Genomic DNA, 18,929 nt, shown 5'->3' with positions numbered 1-18,929 from the left:
AATCGCGAGGTTCTTGTTCCTCGTCAACGAGCCAGGGTGACGCAAGGTTCTACAGGAGATCGGGCTTCCATCCGTAGTTTCACGGATCGCTCCGTATGCGGAGGATCCGGCAGCTACACGACTGCGTGCAACGCTGGCGGCCGGCCGTGCCGGATGTTTGTACCGTCCGCGTGCACAACCGGCGGTACGCGCGATGCGAATGTGTCAGTGAAGTTAATGGCGCTGGCAGAAATCGGCCTTTCTGTCGGCGATCGGACAAATACTTTCATAAATTGAATCAAATAGGTTCCAGCTGTTCTGAGGTGGAGGCACGCTGTGGTGGCATCCATGATTCCAGAGCTTTGCAAGTCCGGATATCGCAGCCGCAGTGGCCGCGCCGGAGGACGGAGTGAAGATAATGTTCGGCCGCAGGACGATGAAGGGAGACGCGCAGGCATTGATCGATGCGATCAGCCGCTCCCAGGCGATGATCGAGTTCAACATGGACGGCAGCATCATCACCGCGAACCAGAACTTCCTCGATACGCTTGGATACCGGCTCGAGGAGATCCAGGGCAAACATCATAGCATGTTCGTCGCACCGGACGAACGGGACAACGCCGCCTATCGCGCGTTGTGGGCGTCTCTGAACCGCGGCGAATTCCAGGCCGGTGAGTTCAAGCGGATCGCCAAGGGTGGACATGATGTCTGGATCGAGGCGTCCTACAATCCCATTCTCGACGGCAACAAGCAGCCGTTCAAGGTGGTAAAATTCTCGACCGACATCACCGCGAAGAAGCTGCGCAGCATGGCGGAGTCGTCCAAGATCGCCGCGATCAATCGCGCCCAGGCGGTGATCGAGTTCAAGCTCGACGGGACGATCGTGACCGCCAACCAGAATTTCTGCGACGCGCTCGGCTATCGGCTCGATGAGATGCAGGGTCGGCACCACAGCATGTTCATCGAGGCGTCACAACGCGAAACCTCGACATATCGCGCGTTCTGGGCGGCTCTCAATCGCGGCGAATATCAGAGCGGCGAGTATAAGCGCATCGGCAAGGGCGGCAAGGAGGTCTGGATCCTCGCCACCTACAACCCTGTCCTCGACGCGTTCGGCAAGCCCTTCGGCGTCGTGAAATTCGCAACAGATGTCACCGCGCAGAAGCTGAAGAACGCAGATCTGGCCGGCCAGATCGACGCCATAGGCAAGTCGCAGGCCGTGATCGAATTCAACATGGATGGCACGATCATCACGGCGAACGACAATTTTCTACATGCGCTTGGCTACACCTTGGCCGAAATCAGCGGCAAGCATCACAGCATGTTCGTCGAGACCGCGGAGCGCGACAGTGCAGCCTATCGCGAGTTCTGGGCGGCTCTCAACCGCGGGCAATATCAGGCGGCTGAATACAAGCGAATTGGAAAAGGCGGCAAGGAGGTCTATATCCAGGCGTCCTATAACCCGATCCTCGACCTCAACGGCAAGCCGTTCAAGGTGGTGAAATATGCGACGGACGTCACTCGCCAGGTGCTGATCAGGATCGGCAACGAGCGCGTTCGCGCGATGATGGAATCCGTTGCCGCGGGCTCGGAGGAACTGAACGCCTCGGTGCGCGAGATTTCCGAAGCGATGACCAAGTCGCGCGAGACGGCGATCGGGGCGGTGGGGCAGGTGACTGCCGCAGACGGCCAGGCCCAGCGCCTGTCCGACGCTGCTCAGGCGATGAGCGGCATCGTCGAGATGATCAACAACATCACCGGGCAGATCAATTTACTCGCACTAAATGCCACCATCGAATCCGCGCGCGCCGGCGAAGCCGGACGGGGGTTCGCCGTGGTCGCATCCGAGGTCAAGAGCCTCGCCAACCAGGCCAAGCAGGCGACCGACAAGATCGCCCAGGAAATCGAGAACCTCAACGGCATCTCCGGAGACGTCGTGACGGCGCTCGGCTCCATCAAGCAGGCGATCACCAATGTCAGCGAATACGTCACCTCGACCGCGGCCGCGGTCGAGGAGCAGAGCACGGTGACGAACGAGATGTCATCCAGCATGGCCCGCGCCGCGGCAGAAGCGCAGGCCCTGACGGCCAGGGCCGTGGCCTAATAGCCGCCAACGGCGGATAGGCTGCGGAGCCGCGCTTCGCGCGGTGCTGGAAAGGCGAAGGGACGAGCTGCAACAATTGGCGCGCGCCGCCGCCAGTCCTGGCTGCGGCTCCTGCGCGAAATCCGGGCATGTTGTTCACCCTCCCCCTCCAGGGGAGGGTTGCAGTGGGGCGAGCCCTCGCGGTGCTCGGAGGTCGAGGCGGAGCAATGGCGGTGGAAGGTTTGCCACAGGAGTCAGCCCGGTCTGTGGCCCCGCCGCCCTTGACCCTGGCCGCCGGCCGTGGTCATTTCCGCCGCATGAGCACCCTCGTCCGCCCAGCCCGTCTCTGGTGGCGCACCTTGTAAAAGGTGGCCGGTGCGATTTGTCTGACATTCGATCGCAGAGGGGCCGCCACGCAGCGGCGGCTTCTGGTTGGTCCTGTGTGGCGTTTCCTCGGCAAGTTTCGTAAGAGAAGCTCCGAGAGGACCCATGAACAGGACCGTTTTCGCCCTTCCGGCCCGCAGTGACTACCGCACCTCTGGCGGGCTCGCGATCGCGCGCGCCGTTGAGCAGTTTTCCGGCGGCGCCAGCCGGCTCGACGATCTGATCGACCTGCTCGACCGCCGCCGCGGCGTGGTGCTGTCCTCCGGCACCACCGTGCCCGGCCGCTACGAGAGTTTCGACCTCGGTTTCGCCGATCCGCCGCTGGTGCTGGAGACCAAGGGGACCGATTTCACCCTGCAGGCGCTGAACCGCCGCGGCGAGGTCCTGGTTGCCTTCCTCAAGGACACCCTGCGCGAGCCCTGCGTGGTCATCACCGCGGCTTCGCCAGCGCGGCTCGCCGGCCACATCGTCCGCGGGCCGGCCCCGGTCGAGGAGGACCAGCGCACAAGGCGCGCCAGCGTGATGTCGCTGGTGCGGGCCATGATCGCGACGCTGTCCGCCAATGATGATCCGCTGCTCGGTTTGTTCGGCGCCTTCGCCTACGACCTCGTGTTCCAGATCGAGGATCTCGTCCAGAAGCGGCCGCGCGAGAAGGACCAGCGCGACATCGTGCTGTACGTACCGGATCGCTTGCTGGCCTATGATCGCGCCACCGGCCGCGGCGTCGTTCTGTCCTACGATTTTGCCTGGAATGGCCAGTCCACGGCGGGCCTGCCACGCGACACCGATGCCAGCCTCTATCTGAAGGAGCCGCGCCAGGGTTTTGCGGATCACGCCCCTGGCGAGTACCAGGCCACGGTCGAGAAGGCGCGTGCGGCGTTCGCTCGCGGCGACCTGTTCGAGGCGGTGCCCGGCCAGCTATTCGCCGAACCCTGCGACCGCTCGCCTGCGGAAGTGTTCCAGCGGCTGTGTCGCATCAACCCGTCGCCCTATGGCGCGCTGATGAATCTCGGCGACGGCGAATTCCTCGTCTCGGCCTCGCCGGAGATGTTCGTGCGCTCCGACGGCCGCCGTGTCGAGACCTGCCCGATCTCCGGCACGATCGCGCGCGGCCGCGACGCCATCGGCGATGCCGAGCAGATCCGCCAGCTCCTGAACTCGGAAAAGGACGAGTTCGAGCTCAACATGTGCACCGATGTCGACCGCAACGACAAGGCGCGCATCTGCGTGCCCGGCACCATCAAGGTGCTGGCGCGCCGGCAGATCGAGACCTATTCGAAGCTGTTCCACACGGTGGACCACGTCGAGGGCATGCTGCGGCCGGGTTTCGACGCGCTCGACGCCTTCCTGACGCACGCCTGGGCGGTGACCGTGACCGGCGCGCCGAAACTGTGGGCCATGCAGTTCGTCGAGGACAATGAGCGGTCGCCACGGCGCTGGTATGCCGGCGCCATCGGCGCGGTGAATTTCGACGGCTCGATCAACACCGGCCTGACCATCCGCACCATCCGCATGAAGGATGGGCTCGCCGAGGTCCGCGTCGGCGCCACCTGCCTGTTCGATTCCGATCCCGCGGCGGAGGACCGCGAGTGCCAGGTCAAGGCGGCGGCGCTGTTCCAGGCGCTGCGCGGCGATCCGCCGAAGCCGCTGTCGTCCACCGCGCCGGACGCGACCGGCTCCGGCAAGAACGTGCTGCTGATCGACCACGACGATTCGTTCGTTCACATGCTGGCCGATTATTTCCGCCAGGTCGGCGCCAACGTCACCGTGGTGCGTTATGTCCATGCCTTGAAGATGCTGGCCGAGCGCAGCTGGGATCTGATCGTGCTGTCGCCCGGGCCAGGTCGTCCGGAGGACTTCAAGATCTCGACGACGATCGACGCCGCGCTCGCCAGGAAGCTGCCGATCTTCGGCGTGTGCCTGGGCGTCCAGGCGATGGGCGAGTATTTTGGCGGCCAGCTCGGCCAGCTGGCCCAGCCGGCGCATGGCAGGCCCTCGCGGGTCCAGGTGCGCGGCGGCCGGCTGATGCAGGGACTGCCGAACGAGATCGTCATCGGCCGCTACCATTCCTTGTTCGTCGAGCGCGACAGCATGCCCGAGGTCTTGACCGTCACGGCGGCGACCGAGGATGGCGTCGCGATGGCGATCGAGCACAAGACGCTGCCGGTCGGGGGCGTGCAGTTCCACCCGGAATCGCTGATGTCGCTCGGCGATGCCGTGGGGCTGAGGATCGTGGAGAATGCGTTCCGGCTCAATCAGCCGGGAAGTTGATCACTGCCGTCATTGCGAGGAGCGCAGCGACGAAGCGATCCAGTTCTTTCTCGCGGCCCCTGGATTGCTTCGCTTCGCTCGCAATGACGGCAATCACATAGAGTGGATGAGAGCACGATGACGTTCGATCTGGACATCAAGAACACGGTCCGCACCATTCCGGACTATCCCAAGCCCGGCGTCCTGTTCCGGGATATCACAACGCTGCTGGCGGATGCGCGCGCATTCCGCCGCGCGGTCGACGAACTGGTGCATCCCTGGGCCGGGTCGAAAATCGACAAGGTCGCGGGCATCGAGGCGCGCGGCTTCATCCTTGGCGGTGCGGTGGCGCATCAGCTCTCGGCCGGATTCGTGCCGATCCGCAAGAAGGGCAAGCTGCCGCACAAGACGGTCAGCATGTCCTATGCGTTGGAATACGGCACCGACGAGATGGAGATGCATGTCGACGCGGTGCAGCCCGGCGAGCGGGTGATCCTGGTCGACGACCTCATCGCCACCGGCGGCACGGCGGAGGGCGCGGTGAAGCTGCTGCGGCAGATCGGCGCCACCGTGGTGGCGGCCTGCTTCATCATCGACCTGCCGGATCTCGGCGGCGCGGCCAAGTTGCGCGCGCTCGACGTTCCCGTGCGAACACTGATCTCGTTCGAGGGCCATTGAGCACGGCCGGCCTCACGACCGCTGCATCAGGACCTCCCTCTCGATCTCGCGCAGCGCATAGTAGTTGCGCCGGATCCATTGGTAGAGCTCGGTGGAGGGGTCCTTCTCCTGGCGCAGATAGCCGGTGAAGGAGAACGAGAAGCGCTCGACATAGGTCCGCAGGAAGGCGGGCAGCGCGCCGATGCGCAGATGCTTGCCGCGGCTGTAAGTGTCCGGAAGGTCCTCGCGCAGCACATGGTCGTTCTCGACCACGATAAGCTGGGGCCGCGGAATCTGCCGTCGCAGGGCCTCATAGGCGCGCACCGACACCCGGTCGCCCTCGGCGCAGTACAGCACGATCGGGACCACGCCCCGTCGCGCGGCCTCCTTCAAAAAGCCGATCTCCTCGGACATTTTGAAGAATTCCTCGAACGAGTAGTAGCCGAGGTCGATCACCTTGGCGATGCCGTCGTTGAGGATCACGCGATCCATCAGCTGGATCTTGCCGTAGGTGTCCTCGATGGTCGCGGTTTCGGTGACCCGGGGCAGGAAGTCGAGCAGCGACGGCTCACGCAACGTGACGTCGAAGGCGAGCACCTCCCCGTCCTTGAGCAGCAGGAACTCGCTCAGCACCCGCGCGAGCAGCGTCTTCCCGGACTGCGGCCGGGGCGAGCAGACGATGTAGACGGGCGTCGCGGGCATCAGACCTATATCAGGTCAAATGCGCTGGCGATAAAGTCCCATCGTTCACGGCCGCGCTATTTTTCCCCGGCCGGCCGCGGCGTCGGCGCCTTGGTCGATCCGACGATGTCGGTGAGCTTGATGCGGTCGTATTCGCTCCAGACATTGGCGAGCCAATGCCGGACATAGCCGCGCAGCACGAAGGAGTAGTTGGCGGCCTCGTCACGGGGACCTTTGTTGGCGACGAATTTGAGGAACGGCACCGAGGCGACCTCGACCTGCTCGAATGCCATCTCGTTGAGCTTGGGAATGGTCAGCTCAGTCGCGTCCTTGATGCGGTGGAAGTAGGAATTGTAGGTCGATTGGTCCCACTCGAAGAAGCTGGTGTTGTTGATGAAGTTCTTCACCAGGAAATATTTCGCGCCGATCATGTAGCTCGCGGTCTCGGCGATCTCGTCCAGCGAGGCGATCGACGAGCCCAGGATGTGGAACACCGCGAAGGTGATCTGGCCGGAGCGGGCGGCGTCGAGAAAGCCGATATCGCGCAGCGCCGCGAGCGTCGGCGACATCAGGCCGGCGCGGACGTCGATCACGGTCACCGAGGGCGCCACCGCGCTCAGCGTGTCGAAGATCTTCATCTGGTCCGGCGTCGAATTCATGTCGACGATCTCGGTGATTTCCGGGTGGAAGCGCTTCAGGGTGCCGCGCGGATGCTCGGTATCGAACGCCCGGGTGGGCACGTTGTTGGCGCTGAAATAATCGAGCAACGTCCGCGACACCGTGGTCTTGCCGACCCCACCCTTGTCCGCGCCCACCACAACCACTGCCGGTTTCGCCATGGAAAGTCCTTCAGCCTTGAGGCCGGCCAGCGGGCCGGCGCATTGCATTCTGCTTTGGGCGCGAACATGGCAGAAACGCTGAAGAATTCAAATTCATTGCAGCACGGGAGCGGCGAATTTTGCGCCTTTGCTGCAACAGACCGACGTAATCGGAAGCATTCCGGCCGAAATCGCGCTCCAGCTAGGACACACTTGAGAGGGAGTGGCAGGACAGCCGCACGCTGTGCGCGATCAATGTGCGAACCCTGCCTCGGTCCGCCGGGTCAATGTCTGCCCCAGGGGCCGGAGGCCGGCGTGGTCCAGGGACCCTGAGGGGCGTCTGCTGGCGCGGGAGAGCCGTTCGATTGGCTCGCATCGCCCCAGGGGCCTGATGGGGGCAGCGGAGGCGGAGCATTCTCGTCCGTCGGTGCAGCGTCCCCCTCAGGGGACTCGGACGGCAGCGCCAGCGGGCCCGGATCATGGCCGCCGGCGAATTTGATCAGCGCCTGGACCCGGGCATCGACCGAAGGGTGCGTGGCGAACAGATCGGAAAACCCCTCGCGGGGATTGTCGACGCACAATTCCATGACCGCTGAGGTCGCGCCGGGCAGCTCGCCGCGGCCTTCGATCTTGCGCAGTGCGCTGATCATGGCGTCGGGGTTCTTGGTGAGCTCGACCGCGCCGGCGTCGGCGAGATATTCGCGGGTGCGCGACAGGGCCAGCTTGACGACCTGGGACAGCAGCCAGGCCAGCACGATCAAGACGACGGCAACGATCACCACGATGATCGCACCCCCGCCGGAGCCCTTGCGATCGGAATCGGACGACGAAGAGGAGGAGGACGAGGAGGAGCGGCCCCAGCCGCCACCCCAGCTCATATTGGTGAACAGGCGGAAGAACAATTCGCCGAAGAAGCCGACCACGCCGGCGATGATCACCGCCACCACCATCAGCTGGACGTCGCCGTTGCGGATATGGGTCAGCTCGTGACCCAGCACCGCCTCGATCTCCTGGTCGTCCAACGCAGCCAGCAGGCCGGTCGTGACCGTGACCGCATATTGCCGCGGGTTCAGGCCGGTGGCGAAGGCGTTCAGCGCCGGGCTGTCCATGATCTTCAGCTGCGGCATGGTGATGCCACGCGAGATGCAGAGGTTTTCGAGCAGATTGTACAGCCGCGGCTGCTCCTGGCGGGTCACCGCGTGGCCCCCCGTCACCGCATCGATCATCTTCTGGTGGAAGAAATAGGCGATCACGATCCAGGCGGCCGCGCCGAGCGTGGCCCAGGGCAGCGCCTTGATCAGGTCGCGCGTGGCGGCGTTCGTGTAATAGGCGACGCTGCCATCGCCGTTGATCATCACCTCGGCGATCAGCGCGCCGGCGAACACCAGCACATAGATCAGCAGGAACAGGCCGCCGAGCAGCAGCACCGAACGGGTCTTGTTCGATGCGATATGGGTGTAGAGACCGTAGGCAGCCATGGCATCGGCCTTTCAGGCGCGAAGGTGCTGGCTCAGAACTTCACGCTCGGCGCGGCTTCGAGCTCCGTCCGGCTGGCGCCGAGGTCGAAGAACTCCTTGCGGGTGAAGCCGAAGGTGCCGGCGAACAGCGCCGCCGGCATCTGCTGGATCCCGGTATTATATTCCGACACCGCATTGTTGAAGAACCGCCGGCTGGCGGCGATCTTGTTTTCGATGTCGGACAGCTCGCCGGCGAGCTGCTGGAAATTGGCATTGGCCTTGAGGTCCGGATATGCCTCCGAGAGCGCGATCAGGCGGCCGAGAGCGCCAGACAGCTGGCCTTCGGCGGCAGAGACCTGGGCCGGGCCTTGCGCTGAGATGGCCGCATTGCGGGCCTTGATGACCTCGTCCAGGGTTCCACGCTCATGCGAGGCGTAACCTTTCACCGTCTCGACCAGGTTCGGAATCAAATCGTGACGCTGCTTGAGCTGGACGTCGATGTCGGCAAAGGCCTGGCTGACACGCTGGCTGAGCGCCACCAGACGGTTGTAGGCGCTGAAAGCGAACAGCACGAGAACGACGAGGATGCCGAGGATGATCCAGCCGGACATGAAGGGCTCCGAAGGCGAGGGCGGAAGGGCAAGGCGGCCGCCAGGCGGTGGCGCCGTCGGTCCTCAGGCGGACCGGCGTGCATTGGTCGCAGCAGGGGGCGCGACCGTTCAAGCGCCGCCGGGGCAGGGCGTCCGTTCGGTGGTCGCCCGCAGCTCCGAGGCCTCTGGCCTGCGATGCCGCCGGTTCAATAGGGGCGGGCGACGCGCCATTGCTGGGAGGAATCGGTGCCCTTGATGTCGCCGGGGGCGCTGTCGAGCTGCGACGTGTAGAGCGGGCGATAGCGATAGGCCCACATCTTCTTGCCGTCGCTGCGGGTGATGATGGTGAAATCGCCGCTCGCCACGGCGTTGTCGGGCGCGATCAGCGGCGGACGCTTCTGCGCGCATTCGCCGTCGCAGGTCGACTTGTTTCCGGTGTTGTCGCGCTCGGTATAATAGAGCGTCATGCCCTTCGGATCGGTCAGGACCGGGCCGTTCTTGCCGATGATCGCCTTGGCCGGCGGACCTTCCTGCTTCGGTGGCGGCGGTGCCGAGGACTCACCGCCATGGCCGCCGGCGAAGGCGGTTCCTGCCGAAACCAGCAGCATTGCAGCGATCGTCATCGTCCTGAACATCGACACGCGTTCCCTTGTGAGCAGCGCCTTCAGCGCCCGTTACAGCTCACCGTAGCAGGAACGGATTTCTCGCGGGTTTCGCGAAGTCGACAAAATGAGCGACCAACGCCATGCGACTTTAACCATGTCGGGTCGCGGATCTCGGGCTAAGGCGGCGTCACGCCGTCGCCCCAGTCCCAGCGCCGGGCCGCGGCAAAACCAGGCTTGTCGCGACGGGGAATGCTGACGGCGGCCGCGGTGCCATCCGCGCGGCACAGCTTGGCCGTTGCTCCGATCTTGGTGACCAAGGGCGGTGCGAGCACGCGGGCAGCGGGGCGATGTGCGACCGGTGCACGGGTCAGGGCGATGAAGCTGAACTTCTCGTCCTCGAACGGGACGTCAGCGCCTTTCAGTTCGCGATGCGCCCGCGAGCGTGCCAGCCGCTGGACGAAGTGGCACCAATCCGGTGCGATCAACGGGCACGCCGCCGCATGCGGGCAGGGGGCGGCGACATGGGCCCCCGTCGCGATCAGGCGGTCGCGCGCGGCGATGATGCGCTGATAGCCGGCGGGGGTGCCGGGCTCGACGATCAGGAGCGTGCTGTTGGTTCGCGTCCACAGCGCATCGATGGTCGCGGCGCGCTCGGCCTCCGTCAGCTCGCCGATCATGTAGCTGGCGATGACGAGATCGGCGCTCTCCGCACGGTCCAGCAGCGCCCGCGCCGGCCCCAGCGCGTAAGCGAGGGCGCGGAGGCGCGTCGCGTCGTCCGCGAGCGCCACGGCCAGCGAGCGCAAGGCGGGATTGGAATCGACGGCGCTGTACGACGACAGCGAGGAAAATGCTTCCGCCGCCGCGAAGCTCGCGGTGCCCGGGCCGGCGCCGACATCGAGCAGCGAGGTCGGGGCAAAGTCCGGGCTCACCTGCATCACGGCGTTCAGGCTGGCCGCGACCGCGGCATAGGTCGCTGGCATCCGCACCGTCGCATAGGCAATCGCGTCGGCCTCGCTCGTGATCGTTCCGGAATTGCCGCCGCTGCGATAGGCGTCCGAGATGCGGCCGGCGCGCTCTCCTGCGTCGCGGCGCGACTGCCCGTGCAGTCTGGCTTCCAAGGCGGACTTCAGCGCCGCCGGCAGATCAGGAGAGATCATCGGTGCTCTCCACGCGTCATCCCGGGCGCCGCTCGCGCGGCGATCCGGAACGACGGAGCAAGATCACGCCACCTGCTGGTCGAGGATCTTCACGGCCTCGTCGAGCGCGACCGAGACGAGCTGCGACACGCCGCGCTCGGCCATGGTGACGCCGAACAGCCGGTTCATGCGCGCCATGGTGATCGGGTTGTGGGTGATGATGATGAAGCGGGTCTCGGTCGAGCCCTTCATCTCATGCAGCAGGTTGCAGAAACGTTCGACGTTGTGGTCGTCGAGCGGCGCGTCGACCTCGTCCAGTACGCAGATCGGCGACGGGTTGGTGAGGAACACCGCGAAGATCAGCGCCATCGCCGTCAGCGCCTGCTCGCCGCCCGACAAAAGCGACAGCGTCTGCGGCTTCTTGCCCGGCGGCTTGGCGATGATCTCGAGGCCGGCCTCGAGCGGGTCGTCGCTCTCGATCAAATGCAGCGCGGCCTCGCCGCCGCCGAACAGCTCGGTGAAGAGACGCTTGAAGTGATCGTTGACGGTCTCGAACGAGGATTGCAGGCGCTCGCGCGCCTCCTTGTTGAGGCTCTGGATGCCCTGGCGCAGCCGCTTGATCGCCTCGACGAGGTCGTCGCGCTCGGTGGTCAAAGCGGTGTGCGAGCCCTCGACCTCGGTCAGCTCCTCCTCGGCGCGCAGATTGACGGCGCCGAGCCGCTCGCGGTCGCGCCGCAGCTTCTCCAGGGTCTCTTCGATCTCGTGTAGCGGCGGCAGCTCGGTGTCCGGGCCGATCTCGGCCATGGCGGCGACGGCCTGCGGCTCGCATTCGAGCATGTCGTGGATCTCGCGCTCGACGTCGGCGACGCGGCGCTTGGCGCTTTCCAGCCGCTCCTCGGCGCGGGCGGCGGCCTCGCGCGCCTTCGACAATGCTTCCAGCGATGCCTTGGCGGCGCGATCGGTGTCGCCCATCGCGGTCTCGGCCTCGGCCAATGCGTCGGCGGCGACCTGACGCTCTTCCTCGGCGATGGCGAGTTCGTCGATCAGGGCGCTGCGCTTCTCGGCGAAGATCTCCGGCGCGTTTTCCAGCTCGGCGCGTTCGTCCTTCACCTCGGCGATGCGCGCCTCGATGGTGGCGATCTGCGAGCCGGCGCCGCGGATGCGATTGAACCAGTCGTTGCGCTCGGTGATGATCGCCTGGACGCGGCGGTCGGCGAGCTCGGCTTCGCGGGCCAGCGCCTGCGCTTCGGCGCGGACCTGCGCCGCGGCGCGCCGCTTGGTCTCGATCTCGGCGCGCACGGCGGCCAGCCGGCCATCGGCCTCGGTGGTTGCCGGCAGCTCCTCGATCGCTTCCAGCGCATTCTGATGCAGCTCGGCGATCTCGGCGCGGTCATGGGCGAGGCGGGTGGAGGCCTCGACCAGCGCCGATTTGCGTGCCGAATGGCGGTTGATCTCGCGCTCGGCATTGGCATGGCGCTCGCGGGCGGAGTTCACCTCGCGTTGCGCGGCGCGCCAGGCTTCGCGCGCGGCGCTCTCGGCTGATGTCGCCGCCTTCACCTCGGCCTCGGCGCTCTCCAGCGCCTGGCGCTTGTTGGCGGCATCGACGCGCGCCTGCTCCAGCTCGGCCTCGATGTCGATCAGGCGGGCACGCTCGGCGAGACGGCGGGCCGCGCCGGTCGGCGCATGCGCCGCGGCGATGAAGCCGTCCCAGCGCCAGACGTCGCCTTCCGGCGACACCAGCCGCTGGCCGGTGCGCAGCTGCGACACCAGCTGGGCGCCGCGATCGCGCGACACCACGCCGATCTGGGCGAGGCGGCGCGACAGCTCCGGCGGCGCCTGGACATAGGCCGCGAGCGGCTCGACGCCATCGGGCAGCGCGGGGTCGGTGACCTCGGCGCCGGCGACCGTCCAGTGCATCGGCGCGGAGGCATCGACCGGCGCATCGAGGTCGTCGCCGAGCACCGCGCCGAGCGCCTTCTCATAGCCCTTGGCGACCGTGACGCCGTCGATGATCGGCGGCCACAAATTCTTGGTCTCGCTATTGACCATCTTGGAGATGGTGCGCGCCTCGGTCTCCAGCCGCTGCGCCCGCTTCTCGGCCTCGGCGAGCGGGGCGCGCGAAGCTTCGAGCTTCTGCCGCGCATTGGCCTGCGCCGACTCGTTGGTCTGCACCGCGGCCTCGGCCTGCGCCTCGGCTTCCTCGGCCGCTTCGAGCGCGGCCGCGAGGGTGTCGAGATCGCCGAGATGGGCGGTCTCCTGCGCCAGCCGCGCCTCGTCAGCGCGGACATTGGCGATGTCCTGGTCGAGGCGGGCGAGCCGGTCGCGATGGCTTCGGACGTTAGCCTCTAACTGGTTGCGCCGCGCGGTAAGATCGGCGAGCTGCGTCGTCAGCTCGGTGAACTGGCGCTCGGTCTCGGTGAGCAGGGCCTCGGCCTCGGCGACGCGCTCGTCGACGCCGCTGCGCATCTCGACGCGCGCCTTGATCTCTTCCTTCAGTTCGGCGTCTTCGGTCTCCAGGCGCTGCAGCGCGACCTGGGCGTCCTGGTTCTGCTGCTGCTCGCGCGCAACGTCGGCGGTGAGCTGCATCAGGCGGCGATCGAGCTCGCCGGCGCGCTCCTTGGCGCGCAGCTCCTCGCGGTCGAGCAGGTCGCGGGCATTCTTCAGCCGCTGCATCGTCGCCGCGGCGCGGGCCTCGGCCTCGCGCAGCGCCGGCAGATGCGCGGAGCGGATGGCCTGGATGCGGGCGGATTCGGCCTGCTCGCGGGTCCGCTCCGCCATTTCGCGGACGCTGAGATCGTGCACGCGCGCGGCGTCGTTGAGGTCGGCATGCGCGCCCATCCAGCGCAGATGATACAGCGTCGCTTCCGCCTTGCGCACCTTGGCGGCGACCTCGCGATAGCGGATCGCCTGGCGCGCCTGCTTGCGCAGGCCTTCCATCTGGCCGGAGAGCTGGCCGATGACGTCCTCGACGCGCAGCAGGTTGGTCTCGGCCGCCTTCAGCCGCAGCTCGGCCTCGTGGCGGCGCGCATGCAGGCCGGCGACGCCGGCGGCGTCTTCCAGCACGCGGCGGCGCTGCTCAGGTTTCGCTTGAATGATCTCGCCGATCTTGCCCTGGTGGACCAGCGCGGGAGAGCGCGCGCCGGTGGCGGCGTCGGCGAACAGGATCTGCACGTCGCGGGCGCGCACGTCGCGGCCGTTGATGCGATAGACCGAGCCGGCCTCGCGCTCGATGCGGCGCGAGATTTCGAGAATGTCGCGGTCGTTGACGGCGGCCGGCGCGGTACGATCGCTGTTGTCGATCGTCATCACCACTTCGGCGTGGTTGCGCGCCGGACGGGTGTTCGAGCCGGAGAAGATCACCGCGTCCATGTCGGCCGCGCGCAGCGATTTGTGCGAGGTCTCGCCCATCGCCCAGCGCAGCGCCTCGACCAGATTCGACTTGCCGCAGCCGTTCGGGCCGACGACGCCGGTGAGGCCGGGTTCGATCACGAAATCAGTCGGTTCGACGAACGTCTTGAAACCGTGAAGACGAAGACGCGTGAGTTTCATGCACAGATTCTCTGTTGGCGGGAGACGAATCTCCCAGCCCCGACAATACCATGGAAGGCAATGTCAATGTGGACTGAGTCGCCGGGGGCCGCCCGTTCTAGGGGCCGGACAATGGCGAGAGCCGCCCACGAGGGCAACCCGCCGGCCCTGCTTTTCCAAGGCTTTCTCGTGGCAATGGGCCCGCCAAACAGAAGCGGCCCCACGAAGGGGCCGCGTTGTGTCCTCCAGGACTCAGTCAGTCCTGCTGATTCGAATCAGCTCTTCAGAAGCGGGTTGATGCGCTTCTGAAACTCCTCGATCGAGGATTCGCCTTTGATCTTCTCGCCATTGATGAAGAAGGTCGGTGTCGAATCCACTTTAAGAATGTCGCTCGCGTATTTCTGGTCGGCGGCGATCTTGTCGAGCAGCGCCTGGTCCTTCAGGCAGGCTTCCACCTGCTGCTGGCTGAGGCCGGCCTGCTTGCCGATCCGCGTCAGGGTCTCGGTGGTGTTCTTCACCACCCAGTCGTTCTGCGAACGGAACAGCATGTCGGTGACGGCAAAATACTTCTGCGCGTCGCCATTGGCGATGCAGCGCGTCAGCATCGAGCCAGCGGCGGCCTTGATGTCCAGCGGGAACTCGCGGAAGATGTAGCGCACCTTGCCAGTATCGATGTACTCGGCCTTCAGCTTCGGGAACACGGTGGCATTGAACGCCGCGCAATGCGGGCAGGTCATCGAGGCGTATTCGGTGATGGTCACCGCGGCGTCTGCCGGCCCGATCGCCATGTCGGGCAGCGACTGCGGCTTGGCGACATCGGCGGCGCTCTGCGCGAGGGCGTCCGAGATCAGCCGCAGCGGCGACAGGCCGGCCAGCGCGGCGAGGCCGGTCAGGGACAGGGCAGCGGTGAAGGCGCGGCGGGTGATGATCAAGGCTCTGCTCCGGAAATGGGCGCATCTCGCGCCTGAAACGCTCGTAACTCGGCTTTTCGCTAGCTTGAAACCCCGTCTGAGGCAATGCCGGGCCGCAAGGCCGGATCAAACAGCGAACGTCAATTTCGCTTGATGGCGGCGCCGAGCCGCGCCAGCGCGTCGCGCAGCGCGTCGTCCTCGATCGCCGTCAGGGTTTGCGCCACTTTCGAGACTGTTGTCGGATCGGGCGGGGCCGGGCGGCGCTTCACCGGCGGCCGGGTCAACGGGCCCTGGCGCAGCGCCAGCTTGCCCACCGCGTGCCAGCCGAAGAAGCGGTTGACCCGTTCCAGGATGACATCCGACGAATGCTGGATCTCCAGCGCCATCGGCCCCTCGACGCGCAGGATCAAGGTCGCCGGCTCCTGCGGCTGGCCCTCGACCGGCCGCGGCCATTGCATCTTCAGCGGCTGGGCATGCTCGGCAATGTCGCGTCCCGCGATCTCCGGCCAGCGCGTCACCAGCTCGCGCGCGGCAAAGCCCTGCTTGGCATAGGCGGCCGACAGCACGTCGCCCATCATCAGCGACAGCGGTTTTGCGGTGAGGCGGCCGGGTCTTGCCATGGATGCGGGCTCTTGTGGTCTGCCGCCAGTCCGAACCGCCGGGGCTCGAAGAAAGCCGTGGATGCCGCAGACGAGACGACGGTCCAGCGGGGCGACGTTGGCCCCTGACGTACTAGATTAAGCCAATGGTGTCATCAGCCCTTCCTTCCAAGCGCAAGAGCCAGCCAGAGAAACCTGGTCCCGCCGAGCGCCCCGCGCAACTGCTCGCCTGGTACGACCGCCATCGCCGGCGGCTGCCCTGGCGCGCGCCGGTCGGGCAGCGCTCCGATCCGTATCGGGTCTGGCTGTCCGAGATCATGCTGCAGCAGACCACGGTGAAGGCGGTCGGGCCGTATTTCGAGAAGTTTTTGGCGCGCTGGCCGGATGTCTCGGCGCTCGGCAGCGCCGATCTCGACGACGTGCTCCGGATGTGGGCCGGCCTCGGCTATTATTCGCGGGCGCGCAACCTGCATGCCTGCGCCGTCACCGTGCTGCGCGAGCATGGCGGCGTGTTCCCGGACACCGAGGAGGGGCTGCGCAAGCTGCCCGGCATCGGTCCCTACACCGCGGCCGCCATCGCCGCGATCGCGTTCGATCGCCTGACCATGCCGGTCGACGGCAATATCGAGCGCGTCGTCTCGCGGCTGTTCGCCGTCGAGGAGGCGCTGCCGCAGGCCAAGCCGCAGATCCAGGCGCTGGCGGCGACGTTGCTCGGACCATCGCGCGCCGGCGATAGCGCCCAGGCGCTGATGGATCTCGGTGCCACCATCTGCACGCCGAAGAAGCCGACCTGCTCGCTCTGTCCGCTGAACGACGACTGCACGGCGCGCGCCCGCGGCGACCAGGACACCTTCCCGCGCAAGGCCGCCAAGAAGACCGGCACGCTGCGGCGAGGGGCGGCGTTCGTCGTCGTCAGGGGCGATGAGCTACTGGTGCGCTCACGCCCCGCAAAGGGCCTGCTCGGCGGAATGACCGAAGTCCCCGGCTCGGACTGGCACGCCGGCCAGGACGATGCCGACGCCCTGGCCCAGGCCCCGGAGCTGGCGAGCGTGAAACGCTGGCACCGCAAGCTCGGCGTCGTCACCCACGTCTTCACCCATTTCCCGCTGGAGCTCGTGGTCTACACGGCCAAGGTGCCGGCCCGCACGCGCGCGCCCGACGGCATGCGCTGGGTCCCGATCGCCACGCTCGACGGCGAGGCGCTGCCGAATGTGATGCGCAAGGTGGTGGCGCATGGGCTGGGTGAGTGACCTCCGATGCTGTTACAGGGCCGGCAGTCTCGCGGAGCGAAGGATAACGGTGGGGATGCCAGATCTCTCTTCCGTCGTTGCGAGCGCAGCGAAGCAATCCAGGGTGGTGTGCGGGACTCTGGATTGCTTCGCTGCGCCCGCAATGACGACCTGGCGAACTGATGAGCTGGAGCCACGTACGCCGCTGTCGTCCTGGCAAGGTGCTTCTCAGCAACGCGCAGGGGTGGATGCTGAAAATCCGTCCGTGAACCGGTCGTGCGCATCAGGCACCGAGGACCCCGCACGAGTGTGGGCACGCAGCCGCCCTGCCGGGCGGCTGCTTTGCGCACACTTGTAATAGCGACTACCGTCAATGCGGCTTTGGCGTCTCCACCACGAGCGCCACGATCCGCCGCACCAGCGGAAGCACGGCGAGCAGCGTGGGGAACGCAACGACCCAGGAGATGGCCCAAGCTGCGGGCCAGGTCGCGATGAATGCCGGGGTCGGCCCAAGGCTCCTTAGGGTTGCGATCGCCGAGACCACGAAGGTCATCAGCACCGAGAGCGTCAGCGGCATGATCACGGCCGCATAGCGCGCCGGCAGTCTTCCGCGCGAGCGCGGTTCGGCAGTTTGTTTCATGATGTCATTCTGGATTTCGATCGGTCGATCACGGGCAACGCATCATGCATTCCTCCGGATCGAGCCGATCCGTTGAATGCGTTGCCTGACGTGAGACGCTTACGGCGCGCAGGAGCGCAGCAGTGACTTGATAGCGCGACGACGGGCCGGGCGCCAGTCAAAAGTCCTTACGATTCGGGATCCGTACCGGCGGTGTTCGTATGACGGAAGGCCGTCTTTCCATGACGACCGTGAGCATGACGGTCAATTGTCTCGCACCGGCAAGGCCCCGGCCGATCGTCGGCAAGCGGCGCGTCGTCCGGCTCGACAAGACCATCGCTTCATCAAGGGAAGCCAGCTGTCTCGGAGTACGCAGCATCACGGCGAGCACGCCGCCGCTCTGCGCTCCCCCTATGCGACAACCCACGGCTGGCAGTCGTGCCGAGCTGGGGACAGCGTTGCGGACACCAAGTGTGTCTCCCGTCATTGTGAACGCAGCGACGCTGCGAAGCAATCCAAAACCTTTCAGAAGAATATGCCGCGCCGTCAATCGTGCTGCCGGCATCCCAAACCCGCCGCCCGTAACGTTTTCTTGTTCGGATAGTGAGCAGTAATGACCATTCATCCGTGGTGCGCTGCGAGTAAAGAAACGTAGACACCCATGCATCGTTTGATGACTCAGTTCTGAGGATGCCTTGGTTGAGCTCTATGGAGGATTCAATGACCGGTTTTGCTCCCGTACAAGAAAAGCTCGCCGCAATAGCCACTGCTCACTCCGATTATGCGAAGGCGGCTTTCGAGGCGAACAAAGCGTATTTCGAGAAGTTCGCCACTTTGAAGTCTCCCAATGACGCCGCGCAACTGACGTCTGATCACATCAAGTCGGGCTATGAGACGTTCGTTGCCGAGTCCAAAAAGATCGGCGACATGTACAAGGATTTCTTTTCATCGGCGTTCACGCCGGCAGCTCACTGACATCCTAGAATTTGCGACGAACTGCCCGCCGCGTTGGCGGGTTTTTCGTTTGGCTAGTCGGCATCGGGCTATCACGATCCGATCGAGCCAGAAGCAGGCCCGGCCATGTCAGCTTTCAGAATGCGCCGACCTTTCCCGTCATCCGATCCGTTGCTGCGCTCCGTTCTGGTTGCGTATTCCGTTTTTCAGAATTTTCCTTGACGCCAATCCCAAATCAGGTGTCTTATCCGCCCCGTTCCGTCCCGGCAGGAGGGGCGTACGCGTCGTCACGACACGCGGGGCGGGATGCGGTGGCTGCGACGGCGTCGTCGGACGAACGATGTCGATCGGTCTCGTGCAGCGCTGCGCCGGCTTGCCGGCGTCAAGCGGGTGCGAGGTCTTTCGCGGACGTTGAAATCGTGTAGTCCTGGCATCCCGATGCTGATGTC

At 65.8% G+C, this 18,929-nt stretch carries 15 protein-coding genes; 5 read left to right on the top strand and 10 right to left on the bottom strand.

Annotated elements, in window-relative coordinates; genetic code table 11:
- Window positions 1-397: 397 nt before the first annotated feature.
- The 3 genes from ACVIJ6_RS01090 (at window position 398) to ACVIJ6_RS01080 (ending at window position 5,374) form a co-directional block, all read left to right on the top strand.
- Entirely contained in the window at window positions 398-2,083 is a 1,686-nt protein-coding gene (locus ACVIJ6_RS01090; protein ID WP_456776860.1) for a methyl-accepting chemotaxis protein, read from the top strand.
- Window positions 2,084-2,551: 468 nt separating this feature from the next.
- Window positions 2,552-4,717: an anthranilate synthase component I gene (locus ACVIJ6_RS01085; protein ID WP_456771107.1), complete on the top strand. Its 2,166-nt coding sequence runs from the start codon at window positions 2,552-2,554 to the stop codon at window positions 4,715-4,717.
- A 117-nt stretch (window positions 4,718-4,834) separates the two neighbouring features.
- Complete coding sequence (locus tag ACVIJ6_RS01080; protein WP_456771106.1) at window positions 4,835-5,374, top strand: adenine phosphoribosyltransferase; 540 nt, start codon at window positions 4,835-4,837, stop codon at window positions 5,372-5,374.
- A 12-nt stretch (window positions 5,375-5,386) separates the two neighbouring features.
- On the opposite strand, the gene ACVIJ6_RS01075 is transcribed toward ACVIJ6_RS01080, so the two are convergent.
- The 9 genes from ACVIJ6_RS01075 to ACVIJ6_RS01035 all read right to left on the bottom strand — a co-directional run bounded on the left by ACVIJ6_RS01075 (window position 5,387) and on the right by ACVIJ6_RS01035 (window position 15,699).
- Window positions 5,387-6,055, bottom strand: a complete 669-nt coding sequence (locus tag ACVIJ6_RS01075; RefSeq protein ID WP_456771105.1) for a hypothetical protein — start codon at window positions 6,053-6,055, stop codon at window positions 5,387-5,389.
- 56 nt (window positions 6,056-6,111) lie between these two features.
- Window positions 6,112-6,873: a P-loop NTPase family protein gene (locus ACVIJ6_RS01070; RefSeq protein ID WP_008965306.1), complete on the bottom strand. Its 762-nt coding sequence runs from the start codon at window positions 6,871-6,873 to the stop codon at window positions 6,112-6,114.
- A gap of 263 nt (window positions 6,874-7,136) precedes the next feature.
- Window positions 7,137-8,330 carry a M48 family metallopeptidase gene (locus ACVIJ6_RS01065; protein ID WP_456771104.1) on the bottom strand — a complete coding sequence of 398 codons (1,194 nt, stop codon included), beginning with the start codon at window positions 8,328-8,330 and terminating at the stop codon, window positions 7,137-7,139.
- 32 nt (window positions 8,331-8,362) lie between these two features.
- A complete protein-coding gene (locus tag ACVIJ6_RS01060) occupies window positions 8,363-8,920 on the bottom strand; it encodes a LemA family protein (RefSeq protein WP_012042516.1) in 558 nt (185 codons plus the stop codon).
- 185 nt (window positions 8,921-9,105) lie between these two features.
- Window positions 9,106-9,534, bottom strand: coding sequence for a COG4315 family predicted lipoprotein (locus ACVIJ6_RS01055; protein WP_456771103.1), 429 nt, complete (start codon window positions 9,532-9,534; stop codon window positions 9,106-9,108).
- Between the two features lie 146 nt (window positions 9,535-9,680).
- Window positions 9,681-10,661 carry a small ribosomal subunit Rsm22 family protein gene (locus tag ACVIJ6_RS01050; RefSeq protein ID WP_456771102.1) on the bottom strand — a complete coding sequence of 327 codons (981 nt, stop codon included), beginning with the start codon at window positions 10,659-10,661 and terminating at the stop codon, window positions 9,681-9,683.
- A gap of 63 nt (window positions 10,662-10,724) precedes the next feature.
- Window positions 10,725-14,189 carry a chromosome segregation protein SMC gene (smc, locus tag ACVIJ6_RS01045; protein WP_456771101.1) on the bottom strand — a complete coding sequence of 1,155 codons (3,465 nt, stop codon included), beginning with the start codon at window positions 14,187-14,189 and terminating at the stop codon, window positions 10,725-10,727.
- 254 nt (window positions 14,190-14,443) lie between these two features.
- A complete protein-coding gene (locus ACVIJ6_RS01040; RefSeq protein WP_456771100.1) occupies window positions 14,444-15,100 on the bottom strand; it encodes a DsbA family protein in 657 nt (218 codons plus the stop codon).
- A 119-nt stretch (window positions 15,101-15,219) separates the two neighbouring features.
- Complete coding sequence (locus tag ACVIJ6_RS01035; RefSeq protein WP_456771099.1) at window positions 15,220-15,699, bottom strand: DUF721 domain-containing protein; 480 nt, start codon at window positions 15,697-15,699, stop codon at window positions 15,220-15,222.
- A gap of 125 nt (window positions 15,700-15,824) precedes the next feature.
- Between ACVIJ6_RS01035 and mutY the strand changes: the two genes are divergently transcribed.
- A complete protein-coding gene (mutY, locus tag ACVIJ6_RS01030) occupies window positions 15,825-16,928 on the top strand; it encodes an A/G-specific adenine glycosylase (protein ID WP_456771098.1) in 1,104 nt (367 codons plus the stop codon).
- Window positions 16,929-17,277: 349 nt separating this feature from the next.
- On the opposite strand, the gene ACVIJ6_RS01025 is transcribed toward mutY, so the two are convergent.
- A complete protein-coding gene (locus ACVIJ6_RS01025; RefSeq protein ID WP_456771097.1) occupies window positions 17,278-17,547 on the bottom strand; it encodes a DUF2798 domain-containing protein in 270 nt (89 codons plus the stop codon).
- 699 nt (window positions 17,548-18,246) lie between these two features.
- Between ACVIJ6_RS01025 and ACVIJ6_RS01020 the strand changes: the two genes are divergently transcribed.
- A complete protein-coding gene (locus tag ACVIJ6_RS01020) occupies window positions 18,247-18,501 on the top strand; it encodes a phasin family protein (RefSeq protein WP_456771096.1) in 255 nt (84 codons plus the stop codon).
- Window positions 18,502-18,929 lie beyond the last annotated feature (428 nt).

This window comes from Bradyrhizobium sp. USDA 4369, assembly GCF_054056435.1.
This window is presented reverse-complemented; position numbering and strand designations above follow the sequence as displayed.